This is a genomic window from Nitrosococcus oceani ATCC 19707, assembly GCF_000012805.1.
GTDB classification, from domain to species: domain Bacteria; phylum Pseudomonadota; class Gammaproteobacteria; order Nitrosococcales; family Nitrosococcaceae; genus Nitrosococcus; species Nitrosococcus oceani.
Window position 1 is genome coordinate 3,029,288 of record NC_007484.1, and the last position, 13,620, is coordinate 3,042,907.

Here is a 13,620-nt window from a genome sequence, read left to right on the forward strand (position 1 = left end):
GTTACAGTATTATTGACGGAGCTATGCACACTTGAAAAATATCTAACGACAGCAGAGGAATATTTACGAACTGTGCTTGAAATCATTAAAGCAGGCGGCTGGTTAATGTTACCGATCCTTGCCTGTTCCATCGTCGCTATTGGGATTATTATTGAACGTTTCTGGTTTCTGCGCCGGCAACGGGTCGTACCCAAGCATATCGCCAGTCAGATCTGGCAATGGCAATACCGCAATCAGCTCGATAAAATCCATATAAAGTCAGTACGAGAAAGCTCTCCCCTAGGCCGAATACTGGCCGCGGGGCTAGCGAACCGAAACCGCTCCCGTGAAATTATGAAAGAGAGTATCGAAGATGTGGGCCGCCATGTCACTCTGGAGCTGGAACGTTTCCTGAATACCTTAGGGACTATTGCAGCTATTACGCCATTGCTTGGATTGCTAGGGACCGTCATTGGGATGATCAAAGTCTTTACCGTCATTACTGCCCAAGGCGTCGATAACCCGGCAGTGCTAGCAGGTGGAATCTCCGAGGCCCTTATCACGACAGCGGCGGGCCTTGCGGTCGCCATCCCCAGCCTGATGTTTTACCGCTATTTTCACGGTAGAGTTATGAGGTTGGTAGTAGACATGGAAGAACAAGCCATTAAACTAGTGGAAGTCATGCATGGGGATCGGGAACTTGACCCGACTGAAAACCTGGCTGCACGAGTCTCCATTGAATCTTCTTTGAAATCTGACGTGGAACATCATGAATATACACCCGGCCCGGTATAACCAACCAGAAATCAATCTAACTCCGCTGATTGATGTGGTGTTCTTACTCCTTATTTTCTTTATGGTCTCGACTAGCTTTACCCGCGAATCGGCGCTAAAAGTAGATTTACCCGAGGCAACAACTCACTCTACCGAGCAGCAGGGTGCTCCTCTCCAGGTAGAAATCGATAAGGAGGATAAAATCGCCATTAATGGTAAACGCCTCATCAATAACCAGCCCGCCACACTCATGGCAGCAATGAAAGCAGCGGCGGGGAATCGTAAGCAACCCCAAATTATTATTAGTGCTGATGCCAAAACCGACTACCAATCCATTGTCACCGCCATGGATGTAGCGCAACAACTCGGCTTTAAACGCCTAAGCCTAGCCACTGCTCGACAGCAAAACAATCCCTGATTTTTTCCATACCGATGACGTTTACTCCTTCCCTGAACTCCGGGCTTGCGGTTTATCGCCGCCTACTTAGCTACACTCGACCTTACCGCTGGATCTTCGCTGCCTCAATTATCACAATGGCCATTTATGCAGCGACTGAAACGGGCCTAGCAGCCCTCATGAAACCCTTGATGGACGGAAGCTTCATTGAGCGTGATCCGGCTACCATCCAGATTATCCCCCTCCTATTAATTGGGCTCTTTGTGATCCGGGGCGGCGCCAACTTTATCACTCAATATGGCCTAAAATGGGTGGCTCGCCGTGTTGTGAGGGACTTGCGGGAACAGATGTTTTGCCACCTCCTTGCCCTCCCGGCGCGCTACTATGATCAAAAAGCTTCCGGTCAGCTACTCGCCAAGCTTATTTATGATGTGGAACAGGTTTCCAATGCAGCCACAGACGCCATCCTCACTATCATCCGCGACTCCCTGACCATCCTGGGGCTACTTGCCTGGATGGCCTATTTAAATGGTTTGCTCACCCTTATCATTTTAGTCACGGCGCCTCTGATTGCCCTTATCATTTGGTGGGTTAGCCACCGATTCCGCCGTATTAGCCGTAAGATTCAAAACTCCATGGGCGATGTCAGCCAGGTGGCCCAGGAAACCATTGAAGGTCATCGGGAAGTCAAGATATTTGGTGGGCAAACCTACGAAGCGGAACGTTTCGACCAGGTCAATGAGCAAAACCGCCGGCAAACCATGAAAATGGCGGCCACCGACGCCATCAGTCAGCCCGTCGTTCAGCTTATCGCCGTGCTAGGGTTAGCCGGTGTCATTCACCTAGCTACCCGCGAATCCATGCTAGCTCAAATTAGCGTGGGTACCTTTATTTCCTTTATCACCGCCATGATGTTGCTACTTGGCCCTGTTAAGCGCCTTACTAAAATCAACGGGACTTTACAGCGGGGCATTGCCGCGGCTCAAAGCATCTTTGGCCTATTGGCAGAAACACCCGAAGCGGATCGTGGGCAGCAATCTCTGAGACGCGCCCGGGGCGCAATCCGCTTTGAACACTTATCTTTTTGCTATGAACCTGCCAAAGGTCCAGTGCTTGAAAACATTGATCTGGAAATCAAACCGTACCAAACCATTGCCCTAGTAGGCCATTCAGGCAGCGGCAAATCCACTTTAGTGAGCTTACTCGCCCGTTTCTACGAAACTACTTCTGGGCGTATCCTCATCGATGAAATGGATATCCAAACACTCCGCCTTACTGAACTACGCCGGCAAATCGCCCTAGTCAGCCAGCAAATCATCTTATTCAATGACACCATCGCCCATAACATTGCCTATGGCAGCTACCAACAAACCAGCAAACAAGACATCATCCGCGCCGCCGAAGCCGCCCATGCCATGGAATTTATTAATCGCTTGCCCGACGGTTTGGACACGGTTATTGGCGAAAAGGGGGTTTTGCTCTCCGGCGGCCAGCGGCAACGTCTCGCGATTGCCAGGGCCCTGCTCAAGGATGCTCCCATCCTCATTTTAGACGAAGCCACCGCTTCCCTAGACACCGAGGCTGAACGGCATATCCAAGCAGCCCTAGAAACCCTGATGCGCCAGCGGACAACGCTGGTTATCGCCCATCGACTATCCACTGTAGAAAACGCCGATCAAATCATCGTGCTTCATCAAGGCCAGATTATAGAAAGAGGAACCCATAGCCAGCTTCTTGCCCGCGAAAGTCACTATGCTGGACTCTACCGTTTACAATTTCGCCATAGCCATGAGCACGTTTCACCCCTGAGCGCAAATGTCGGATTATAGCTCTTTAATTCTTCGCTATTGGTATAGTAATCAGCCTTCCCGCTGGTTGCTCACCCCCCTGAGTGGTCTCTTCCAACTAGCAGTCAAAATACGCCAATGGGCCTATACCCAAGGCCTGTTCCATACCCACATACTCCCTCTGCCGGTGCTGGTCATTGGCAACCTGACCTTGGGAGGGACAGGAAAAACGCCGTTAGTTATCTGGCTAGCCCAATTTCTCAGGCAGCATGGCTATCGACCAGGACTTATCAGTCGTGGCTATGGAGGCCACGCTCAAAACTACCCTCAACAGGTCTATCCTGACAGTGATCCACATTTAGTCGGCGATGAGGCCGTCCTCCTGGCCCGGCGCACCGGCTGCCCGCTTGTGGTAGGACCTGATCGAGTTGCTGCCTCCCACGCTCTTTTGGCTCACTCCGATTGCAATGTCCTGCTTTCAGATGATGGACTGCAACATTATGCCCTAGGTCGGGATATCGAAATCCTCGTAGTAGATGGCGTACGCCGTTTTGGCAACGCTCACTGTCTGCCCGCCGGTCCTTTAAGAGAACCATTAAGCCGCCTTCGAACCGTGGACTTAGTGGTCACTAACGGGATGCCTCAAGGAGGCGAGTTCGCCATGTATTCACAGCTTCAAGATGCTCGCCATATCAAAGACGGTACCCTCCGCCCGCTAAAGAAATTCCGCCGCACTAAGCTCCATGGCGTCGCGGGAATTGGAAACCCAGAACGCTTCTTTAGCCAACTGCGGGCCCTAGAGCTTACTATCCAGCCACACCCTTTCCCCGATCACTATGGTTTCCAATCTGAAGACTTGGCTTTTGCAGATCAGCAGCCGGTGCTCATGACCGAGAAAGATGCGGTAAAATGTATCCGTTTTGCCCGCGATAACTATTGGTACGTTCCTATGGATGTTTCTCTGCCAGCATCCTTTGGCGCTCAAGTGCTCAGCCTCCTGCAACAGGCCGCCAAAAAAAAGCTAAACATAGAGACAACAGGATGATTCATGGATAAAAAATTACTCGAGATACTTGCTTGCCCCGTATGTAAAAGTTCATTGATCTATAAGAAAGCAGACCAAGAACTGATTTGTAAGGCTTGCCGCCTGGCCTACCCTATCCGGGATGACATTCCGGTCATGCTCGAAGAGCAAGCGCGGCAGTTCGATCCCGAAGAGGAAATCTAGCTCCGCCAAGATAATATTCACAATCAAAAAGCTTGCAGTTCGATAAATAGCTGGCATACTCTAAAGGATCATGTCGGAGAAGCATTTCTTTCCGCTTTTTTAAAGAGCAAATGCGCGGTGGCAGCAGGCTAAGGTGGAATAAAATTTCTGATAAATTCAATAGCATGTTTAATGTTGCTCATCAGGGCTCATATTTATTTAAATATCTAAGTTTAAGTTTAAGTAGACTGCAGCACGCATCTTTCTACCTAATCTTCCCTTGTGCTCTTACCATAGTACCGCTAAAGTTTGCCAAAATTCTTAAGAAGGGGATGAATATATCCATATGAAGGAAATTAGACAATTTACTTCAGAATCGGTCTCCGAGGGCCACCCGGACAAGGTTGCAGATCAAATTTCGGACGTAATTCTTGATGCTATTTTAGCCCAGGATAGAAGAGCGCGAGTAGCATGTGAGACCCTCGTAAAAACCGGTATGGTGCTAGTGGCAGGTGAAATCACAACCCAGGCTCATATCGATTATGAACAAATTATCCGCGAAACCATCACTGAAATTGGCTATAACCACTCAGAAATCGGATTTGATGGGGCCACCTGCGCCGTTGTGAATGCTATCGGCAAGCAATCATCTGACATTGCCCAAGGGGTCGACCGAGAACTGGAAGAAGATCAAGGTGCGGGCGATCAAGGGATGATGTTTGGTTATGCCAGCGATGAAACCGATGTTTTGATGCCTGCGCCCATTACTTATGCTCATCGTCTGGTGCAGCGCCAAGCCGAAATACGGCGAAATGGCGAACTGCCTTGGCTGCGCCCGGATGCCAAAAGCCAGGTCACCTTGCTTTACGAAGATGATGTCCCGGTAGCCATCGACGCCATCGTCCTGTCCACCCAACACAGCCCCGAGATTAGCCAAGCCACCCTGCGTGAGGCGGTTATCGAGACTATTATTAAGCCCGTGCTGCCCGCCGACTGGTTTGCCCATTGCCGCTCTGAAAATATCCATGTTAATCCTACCGGCAATTTCATCATCGGCGGTCCCATGGGAGATTGTGGACTCACCGGACGTAAGATCATCGTGGATACCTATGGAGGAATGGCGCGCCATGGAGGCGGTGCTTTTTCGGGCAAGGACCCCTCCAAGGTAGACCGCTCTGCTGCCTATGCGGGCCGCTATGTTGCTAAAAATCTCGTGGCGGCAGGCTTGGCCGAGCGCTGTGAGGTTCAAATTTCATACGCTATTGGGGTAGCTGAACCCACATCAGTGAGTGTGAATACCTTTGGTACGGGTAGAATCGCGGAATCACGCCTGGTGGAGCTAATCCAGGCTCACTTTGATTTGCGGCCGGTGGGGCTTCTACAAATGCTGGATCTGATCCGCCCCATTTACCGAAAGACCGCAGCGTATGGCCATTTTGGCCGGGAAGAACCTGAATTCACTTGGGAACAAACTGATAAAGCGGAGGCGCTCCGGGATGCAGCGGGCTTGGGCCCTGCCACCGCCGAAATCATCAATGTTCGGTCTGAAAGGCATTAGCCAAAAAATTAAAGAAAATTTAGGGAATAAATTTTGCTATAACGGGCCAGGCCCGAACAAAATAATTTGGGAGAACCTATGAGCACACAGACCGCGGAAAATCTCACTTCCGATTATAAGGTGGCCGATATCGGCCTCGCTGACTGGGGCCATAAAGAGATTGCCATCGCTGAAACCGAGATGCCTGGCCTCATGGCCCTACGAAAAGAATACCAAGGGAGAAAACCCTTGGCGGGCGCCCGGATTGCTGGCTGCCTGCATATGACCATTCAAACAGCCGTCCTTATCGACACACTAGTCGCCCTTGGCGCCGAGGTGCGTTGGTCATCCTGTAATATTTTCTCCACCCAAGATCACGCTGCCGCCGCTGTCGCTGCTAAAGGAATTCCGGTTTTTGCATGGAAAGGAGAAACAGAAGAAGAGTACTGGTGGTGTGTTGATCAAACTATCCATGGGCCTGATGGCTGGCACCCCAATATGCTGCTGGACGATGGGGGCGATCTCACCGCTGTCATGCATAACCAATATCCCGAGCTTTTAAATGAGGTCCGTGGCCTTTCCGAAGAAACCACCACCGGCGTTCATCGCCTGTATGAGATGATGGAGCGTGGAACACTCAAAGTTCCCGTCTTTAACGTCAATGACTCGGTGACTAAATCCAAATTCGATAATCTTTACGGTTGCCGAGAATCGCTCCTGGACGGTATCAAGCGAGCCACCGATGTTATGATTGCAGGTAAAATCACGGTGATCCTAGGATATGGCGATGTAGGCAAGGGATGTGCCCAATCACTGCGCGGCCAAGGGGCCACGGTATGGGTCGCCGAGATTGATCCCATTTGCGCCCTGCAAGCGGCGATGGAAGGTTATCGGGTCATCACCATGGAAGAAGCAGCAAGCAAGGGGGATATTTTTGTCACAGCTACCGGCAATTACCACGTTATTACCTTCGAACATATGCAAGCGATGAAAAATCAGGCCATCGTTTGCAATATTGGCCACTTTGATAACGAGATCGATGTCGCTAGTCTAGAGCAATACCCTTGGGAAAACATTAAGCCTCAAGTGGATCACATTATTTTTCCGGATGGAAAGCGCATCATCCTCCTTGCCGAAGGCCGACTAGTCAATCTGGGTTGTGCCACAGGCCATCCAAGCTTCGTCATGTCCAGTTCATTTACCAATCAAGTGCTGGCCCAGATCGAATTATGGAATAATCCAGAGAAATACGAAAAGCGGGTTTATGTCTTGCCGAAGAAACTAGATGAACGGGTAGCCCGCCTGCACCTACAGAAAATCGGTGCTCAATTAACTACCCTCACGGAAGAGCAAGCCAAGTATATTGGCGTTCCCATGGATGGACCTTATAAGTCAGATCATTATCGATATTAAGGCTATTTTGGCTGTATTGACGCAATTGCAGGAAAATACCGGAAGAGAGCGGACCCATAACGGTACGCTCCTACTGGGAACGATCTTCAGGCGGGTTCGACAATCGGCTAAAGAAATAATGCCGCCGGCGGTTATTTACCTATGACTTTGTTATGCCATCATGCAACCTCAACAGAACAACCCGTTAATTTTTAGCTGCGAGTTCTTTCCCCCAAAGGGTGAAGAAAACGCTTCTAAATTGCGCCGGGTCCGCCGAAAACTTGCACGCATCCATCCGCGTTACTATTCGGTGACTTTTGGCGCGGGAGGTTCTACCCGCGACCGAACCTTTGAAACAATCTTAGAAATTCAAGCAGCCGCCAAAGAGACCGGTATTGAAGCGGCCCCTCATCTTTCTTGCGTGGGTTCCAGCCGAAAAAGCATCAGGGAAGTATTGCAAGCGTATCAACACCAGGGAGTTAAGCGCCTAGTTACTCTCCGCGGCGATCTGCCGTCGGGAATGGTTGATCCCGGAGATTTCCACTACGCAAGCCAATTAGTTGAATTCATTCGCGCCGAAACGGGGGATTATTTCCATATTGAAGTAGCCGCATATCCAGAAGTGCACCCCCAGGCGCGCTCCGCGCAGGCGGATCTCATCAATTTTAAGCATAAGGTAGAAGCAGGTGCTGACAGTGCAATTACCCAGTACTTCTATAATGTAGATGCTTATCTTCGCTTTGTGGAACGCTGCAAAAGCGTAGGCATTGATCTCCCCATTGTCCCTGGAATCATGCCGATTAACAATTACGTACAATTAGCCCGCTTCTCCGATGCCTGTGGCGCGGAGATCCCACGCTGGCTGCGCAAGCGGTTGGAAGACTTTCCCGATCCGGCTACTATGAGTGCCTTTGCTATTGATGTGGTCAGCGATCTTTGCTACCGATTGCTGGAAGCTGGCGCGCCAGGGCTGCATTTCTATACTTTAAACCGAGCCGACCCTACCCTTGCTATTTGGGATAACCTAGGGTTGGAAACCCAACCTGCCAATTTATCGGCGGTTACCAAAATATAGGTGACTTATGCGGATTTTACATACCATGCTTCGGGTCGGAAACCTAGAACGCTCTCTCAAGTTTTACACTGACGTGCTTGGTATGCAGTTACTACGGCAAAAAGATTATCCGGAAGGCAGATTTACTCTCGCCTTTGTCGGCTACGGCGATGAAACCGCCCATACTGTCCTGGAACTCACCCATAATTGGGATACGGAGCATTATGACTTAGGCGACGGCTTTGGCCATATTGCCATTGCGGTGACAGATGCGGCGGCGGCTTGCGCCGAAATCAAAAAGCGTGGCGGTAAAGTGGTGCGGGAAGCTGGCCCCATGAAACACGGCACTACAGTCATTGCATTTGTAGAAGATCCTGACGGTTACAAAATCGAGCTTATCGAACGAAAATAATAGATTTCCCTTTCTGCTCTTTATCCGTCATGGACATTCTAGAAAATGGCTGAGGGCGGCCGATGGCAAAGCCTTGGGCATAATCAACCCCAACGAGGCGGAGTTTTTCAAAAACGGCTTCATTTTCCACAAACTCAGCAATAGTTTTCAACCCCATCACTTTACCTACTTTATGAATGGCCTCCACCATAGCATGATCCACCGGATCATCCACCATTTCTTTAACAAAGCTACCGTCAATTTTTAGGTAATCAACCGGCAAATTTTTCAGATAATTAAACGACGACAAACCGCTCCCGAAATCATCCAATGCAAAACGGCAGCCCATCTCCTTAAGCTTTCTAATAAATCGAATAGCACCATTAAAATTGGCAATCGCTGCCGTTTCCGTGATCTCAAAACAGATTACCTCGGGGTTAACCGAGGTCTGATGCAATTGCTCTATTACAAAATTCAAAAATAATTCATCGGATATCGATTGCCCGGAAAGATTAATACCTATAAGCCCTTGCTCTACTGAGCACTCCCCTAAGGAAAGGAAAGCATTGCTTATTACCCAACGGTCTAAGGCTGGCATTAAACGATACCGTTCCGCGGCCGGAATAAAAGCCATAGGCGGTATAAGACTTTCATCCTCGCTTTTCATACGTAACAATAACTCACAATGGCGAATGTGCTCTTCGCCATTTAATGCATGGATGGGTTGATGATAAAGCATAAACCTGCTCCCCTCAAAAGCTTGCTGGATGCGAGTCACCCACTGCATTTCACCATAGTGACGTTCAATGCTATGGTCATCCAGGCAGTAGACATGAATACGATTACGCCCCTGAGCCTTAGCAACATAGCAGGCAGTATCCGCGGCGCTAAGCACTTCTTCCAATCCGCCGCTTCCTTGCGCAATGGCAACCAAACCGATGCTGGCGCCCAATGGAAAGGTATTCCCCTTACAGTTAAAACGAAAATTACGAATCAGAATTCGCAAACTTTCCGCAACCTTTCGCGCATGAGCTAAATCGCACCCTAGCAGAAGCACGCCAAACTCGTCGCCCCCCAATCGGGCCAAGCAATCTGATTCCCGAATTTTATCCTGCAACAGGGTTGCAAGCTGGCGAAGCAGCTTATCGCCGGCTAAATGCCCACAGGTATCATTAACTACCTTAAATTGGTCTAAATCCAAATAACATAAAACATGGCAAGTATCATTTTGGCGGACATCATCCAGAGCCTTCCGCAACCGAACTTCAAACTCACGCCGGTTAATAAGACCAGTTAAGGCATCATGAGTTGCTTGATGACTGAGCTGGCTTGCCAGCGCCCGCAAAGGACTAATATCCCGCAGTACTAAGACGGCGCCGAAAATGCGATTCTGGGTATCACGCAGGGGAGCAATAGATGTTTGAACGATTAATTCCCGATTCTGTCCGTCCCGCAGTAAAGCCGTACAGGAGCGACCTTCGACAGGATCCTCCGCTAGCCAAGTAGCGATATCGCCAATAACATGAGAATAGCTTTCCTCATTGAGGAGGCACGCTACCTCCTCTAAGGATTTACCGCGCGCCTGGGTCGCGGTAGTGTCAATCAGCTCTTCGGCCAAGGGATTGAGATAATCGACTTGCCCCCTACAATTAACGGTAATCACCGCGTCACCAATTGACTCCAGGGTCACCTGCGCCCGCTGATGTTCTAAGAAAAAAGCCTCTTGGGCCTTGCGCCCTCCCATCATCTTTTGAAAATAGGCGAGGCTCTGGAAAAAAATATTAACAAAGCTCATGATAATTCCTAGTCCTCACCATCAGAGGGAAAAAGCCCCTAGCTATTTCATAGACAGGCCATGGAACGACCCCCATTAAGTCCCGATGCCAAATGGGCCACAGGATATCCACTCCAGAAGCTCGGGTTTAAAGCCCATGACTCAAAAATACCCTATTAATGCCGATATGCTATTGAAGTGTTTTTGGGGTTGCTAGAATAGGCCCTGCCTTACTTTAGCAGCAAAATTGTCCTCTTGAGGTCAGAATTTAGGCGTAACCTTTTTATGTGTTTTCTCTATTATTTATTTTGGTTTTTCTTGTTAGCCCTACTTCCTAGCTATGGATTAGGATTAACGAAGGATAATCAATCCTTAGCCGAAATCCAGGAAGTAGCTCACAATTTTGTACTTAAGCAGGCCAGGTCCCTCCCAGGGAATATCGAAGTGACGCCGGGCTCTTTAGATCGGCGCTTACGCCTTCCAAAATGCTCTCATCCCTTAAAGGCTTTCTTTCCCAGCGGCAGCCGTCCTAGGGGCAATACTACCGTGGGAGTCCGCTGTACTGGAGAAACACCCTGGACCGTGTACTTGTCCGTCAAGATGGCTGTCTATGGTAAAGTGCTAGTTGCAACCCATTCGATAAGCTCAGGTTTTCCCTTGAGCCTAGTCGACCTGCGTCTAGAGCGCCGGGATCTAAGCGAGCTAAGGCAAGGTTATCTCAACGAACCAGCACAAGCGGTAGGAAAACGCCTTAAGCGGCCGGTGGGATTAGGCGCAATTATTACTCCTGGGATGTTAGAAATTCCCAAGCTTATCCGGCGGGGGCAACAAGTCATTTTAATGGCCACAGCACCAGGGCTGCAAGTCAACATGAAGGGCCAAGCCCTTGAGGATGCTGGTGCGGGGGAACATATTCGTGTCAGGAACACTTCCTCCCGACGTATTGTCGAAGGAACGGTAACCGCTGCCGGCTTAGTACAGGTGCAAATGTAATAGGCAGGATGCCAGTCAACTTAAAGTTAAACGCTAGAACACCGATAACTATGGGTAAACGATCTAAGGAGAAAGCCGAAATGTCCTCAGAAATCAATGGGATATCTGGCTATAGTAGTGTCTCTGCGCAAAAATCGCCAGAATCAGTGACTACTAACCCAGCCTCTTCCCATCCTAAGTCAGCAGGAGATTCTCCTACTGGGCAGCCCGCGGTGGAAACGGTTACCTTGACCCACACCACTACCCAACTTAGAGAAACAGAGGCATCCCTAGCTGGTATTTCCGTCGTGGATAATCAAAAAGTTGAGCAAATCAAGCAAGCAATTCTAGAAGGCAGCTATCAAATTGATTCCGAGCGTATTGCCGATAAACTGATTGCCCTGGAAAAAAGTCTGAGTAAATAGTGATTCCAATATGTCAACGCAAGTTCTGATAGGGCTCCTGCAGGAAGAGCTAAACTGCCTTGAAGGTCTCGGACAAGCATTGCAAGAAGAATATCTTGCTCTATGCCAAAAACAAGCGCTAGCAATTGAGAGCGCAGCCGAAAAGAAGCAAGCAGCGATAACGAGCCTAGAAGCTGTTTTTCACGCTCATGAGGAGCGGCTTAGAATATCGGGGCTACCTTCCGCTCCTGAAAAAATCAGAGCCCATATCAGAGCTTGCGCCGCTGAGGAGCACTCCCCCCTTGCAACGCTTTGGGAGCAATGGCAGGGGCGGCTACGGCAATGCCGTGAGCAAAACCAATTCAACGGTAACCTAATGAATCGCAGCCGCCATCATACCCTGCGGACCCTGGCAATACTGAATGGGCAGGACCTTAAATCTACCGCCTATGGCCCTGAAGGCGATCTGCTGTCCCCGGCACCGGCTTCCCGCTCACTCCTTGGGCGAGTATGAGCCGGGATGGGATACTTACAGCCCCTCTCTCCTTTATCCCACAGGATGACACCCTGGTCTTTTCAGGGTAAAATCCAAGTCGTATCTTTTGGGGCCGTAGCTCAGCTGGGAGAGCGTCGCGTTCGCAATGCGAAGGTCGGGAGTTCGATCCTCCTCGGCTCCACCAATGTTTTTTACTAAGAAAACATTGACTTACCATTTTTTCAGCGCGGAAGCCTCGCCGTTGAGGGCGGGGAGGAAGCGCCCTATATAAGAACTAAGTTGACTAGCGTTGCCTTTGTGATAGCATAAATCACTATGAAGACAACGCTCCAAATCAAATTGCTTCCTGATGGAACTCAGCACTCGGCCCTGAAAGAGACCATGCGGGTTTTTAATGACGCTTGTAACGCCATTGCAGAAGTGGCTTTTAGAGAACAGTGCGCCTCTAAATTTGAGTTGCAAAAACTTGTGTATGCGGATGTTAGGAAGCAGTTTGGTTTGTCGGCCCAATTGACTATTCGCGCCATCGCCAAAGTCGTTGAAGCTTACAAGCGAGATAAATCCAAGCAGTGCTTCTTTAAGCCGACGGGTGCCGTGGTGTATGACCAGCGCATACTGAGCTTTAAGGGTTTGGATAGAGCCAGCCTTGTAACGATGCAAGGGCGCGTGTCTATTCCTATACAGATGGGCCAATACCAGCGCGTACAATGGCATCGTGCCAAAGGACAGGCCGACCTGGTGCTTGTGAAGGGTGCTTTCTTTTTGTTGGTCGTCATCGACACACCCGAAGCACCCCCCATAGACCCGTCTGGTTTTATTGGTATTGATCTTGGAATTACCAAAGTGGCCACTGATTCCGATGGCGGGTCGTTCTGTGGTTCTACCGTGGAGCGTGTGCGCCAGCGCTACCACCGTTTGCGTAGGCGACTGCAGTCTAAGGGCACGCGCTCGGCTAAGCGGCATTTGAAGAAAATTCGACGCAAGGAAGCGCAGTTTCGAAGAAGTCAAAATCATATTATTTCTAAGCGTCTTGTCGAGAAAGCTAAAGACACCGGACGCGGAATTGCTTTGGAAGAGTTGAAGCATATCCGCAGCCGGACAACGGTTCGGAAATCCGACAGGGCCAAGCACAGCGGTTGGTCGTTCTTTCAACTTCAATCCTTTATCGAATATAAGGCGAAGCTTGCGGGTGTCTTTGTTCAATATATTGACCCCTGGTATACCTCGCGCACCTGTAGCGCCTGCGGGCATGCCGATAAAGCTAACCGCAAAACCCAATCCCACTTTCAATGTGTCTCTTGTGGATACACTGATAATGCGGATATCAATGCGGCGATCAATATTGCTGCAAGGGCTGACGTCATGCAGCCTATGGTGATGCGTGCGACGACGGCAAAGGATAGCCCGAGCACAGCTACAAGCCTCCCCCTTTAGGACGAGGTTCATGACGGGTTAG

The 13,620-nt window shown here is 49.8% G+C and carries 14 protein-coding genes and 1 tRNA gene; 14 read left to right on the top strand and 1 reads right to left on the bottom strand.

Annotation, left to right across the window (positions count from 1 at the left end; all coding sequences use genetic code 11):
- The first annotated feature begins 72 nt into the window (after positions 1-72).
- The 9 genes from NOC_RS14195 to gloA all read left to right on the top strand — a co-directional run bounded on the left by NOC_RS14195 (position 73) and on the right by gloA (position 8,539).
- Positions 73-774, top strand: coding sequence for a MotA/TolQ/ExbB proton channel family protein (locus NOC_RS14195; protein WP_049750820.1), 702 nt, complete (start codon positions 73-75; stop codon positions 772-774).
- Positions 749-1,171, top strand: a complete 423-nt coding sequence (locus NOC_RS14200) for an ExbD/TolR family protein (RefSeq protein WP_002812541.1) — start codon at positions 749-751, stop codon at positions 1,169-1,171. The genes NOC_RS14195 and NOC_RS14200 overlap by 26 nt, the downstream gene beginning before the upstream one ends.
- A gap of 14 nt (positions 1,172-1,185) precedes the next feature.
- Positions 1,186-2,979 (top strand): lipid A export permease/ATP-binding protein MsbA, encoded by a 1,794-nt coding sequence (gene msbA, locus NOC_RS14205; RefSeq protein ID WP_011331031.1) that lies wholly within the window; start codon positions 1,186-1,188, stop codon positions 2,977-2,979.
- Positions 2,966-3,982 carry a tetraacyldisaccharide 4'-kinase gene (gene lpxK / locus NOC_RS14210; protein WP_002813590.1) on the top strand — a complete coding sequence of 339 codons (1,017 nt, stop codon included), beginning with the start codon at positions 2,966-2,968 and terminating at the stop codon, positions 3,980-3,982. Before msbA ends, lpxK begins: the two co-directional genes overlap by 14 nt.
- A 3-nt stretch (positions 3,983-3,985) precedes the next feature.
- Positions 3,986-4,165 (top strand): Trm112 family protein, encoded by a 180-nt coding sequence (locus NOC_RS14215; RefSeq protein ID WP_002812993.1) that lies wholly within the window; start codon positions 3,986-3,988, stop codon positions 4,163-4,165.
- A gap of 325 nt (positions 4,166-4,490) precedes the next feature.
- The gene (metK, locus tag NOC_RS14225) at positions 4,491-5,702 is read left to right on the top strand and encodes a methionine adenosyltransferase (protein ID WP_011331032.1); all 1,212 of its coding nucleotides are present in this window, start codon (positions 4,491-4,493) and stop codon (positions 5,700-5,702) included.
- Between the two features lie 78 nt (positions 5,703-5,780).
- Positions 5,781-7,094, top strand: a complete 1,314-nt coding sequence (gene ahcY / locus NOC_RS14230) for an adenosylhomocysteinase (protein ID WP_002813142.1) — start codon at positions 5,781-5,783, stop codon at positions 7,092-7,094.
- Between the two features lie 160 nt (positions 7,095-7,254).
- A complete protein-coding gene (metF, locus tag NOC_RS14235; RefSeq protein WP_002813173.1) occupies positions 7,255-8,148 on the top strand; it encodes a methylenetetrahydrofolate reductase [NAD(P)H] in 894 nt (297 codons plus the stop codon).
- A 7-nt stretch (positions 8,149-8,155) separates the two neighbouring features.
- Entirely contained in the window at positions 8,156-8,539 is a 384-nt protein-coding gene (gloA, locus tag NOC_RS14240) for a lactoylglutathione lyase (protein ID WP_011331033.1), read from the top strand.
- Here the strand turns inward: gloA and NOC_RS14245 are convergent.
- Positions 8,523-10,313 carry an EAL domain-containing protein gene (locus NOC_RS14245; RefSeq protein WP_002812647.1) on the bottom strand — a complete coding sequence of 597 codons (1,791 nt, stop codon included), beginning with the start codon at positions 10,311-10,313 and terminating at the stop codon, positions 8,523-8,525. The genes gloA and NOC_RS14245 overlap by 17 nt on opposite strands.
- 264 nt (positions 10,314-10,577) lie before the next feature.
- Between NOC_RS14245 and flgA the strand changes: the two genes are divergently transcribed.
- The 5 genes from flgA to NOC_RS14270 all read left to right on the top strand — a co-directional run bounded on the left by flgA (position 10,578) and on the right by NOC_RS14270 (position 13,598).
- On the top strand, positions 10,578-11,285 hold the full coding sequence (flgA, locus tag NOC_RS14250; protein WP_002813271.1) for a flagellar basal body P-ring formation chaperone FlgA: 708 nt from the start codon (positions 10,578-10,580) through the stop codon (positions 11,283-11,285).
- Positions 11,286-11,365: 80 nt separating this feature from the next.
- On the top strand, positions 11,366-11,689 hold the full coding sequence (flgM, locus tag NOC_RS14255) for a flagellar biosynthesis anti-sigma factor FlgM (RefSeq protein ID WP_011331034.1): 324 nt from the start codon (positions 11,366-11,368) through the stop codon (positions 11,687-11,689).
- Between the two features lie 10 nt (positions 11,690-11,699).
- A complete protein-coding gene (locus NOC_RS14260) occupies positions 11,700-12,182 on the top strand; it encodes a flagellar protein FlgN (RefSeq protein WP_002813044.1) in 483 nt (160 codons plus the stop codon).
- A 90-nt stretch (positions 12,183-12,272) separates the two neighbouring features.
- Positions 12,273-12,348: transfer RNA gene (locus NOC_RS14265), tRNA-Ala, on the top strand.
- Between the two features lie 131 nt (positions 12,349-12,479).
- On the top strand, positions 12,480-13,598 hold the full coding sequence (locus NOC_RS14270; RefSeq protein ID WP_011331035.1) for an RNA-guided endonuclease InsQ/TnpB family protein: 1,119 nt from the start codon (positions 12,480-12,482) through the stop codon (positions 13,596-13,598).
- The last annotated feature ends 22 nt before the right edge of the window (positions 13,599-13,620 follow it).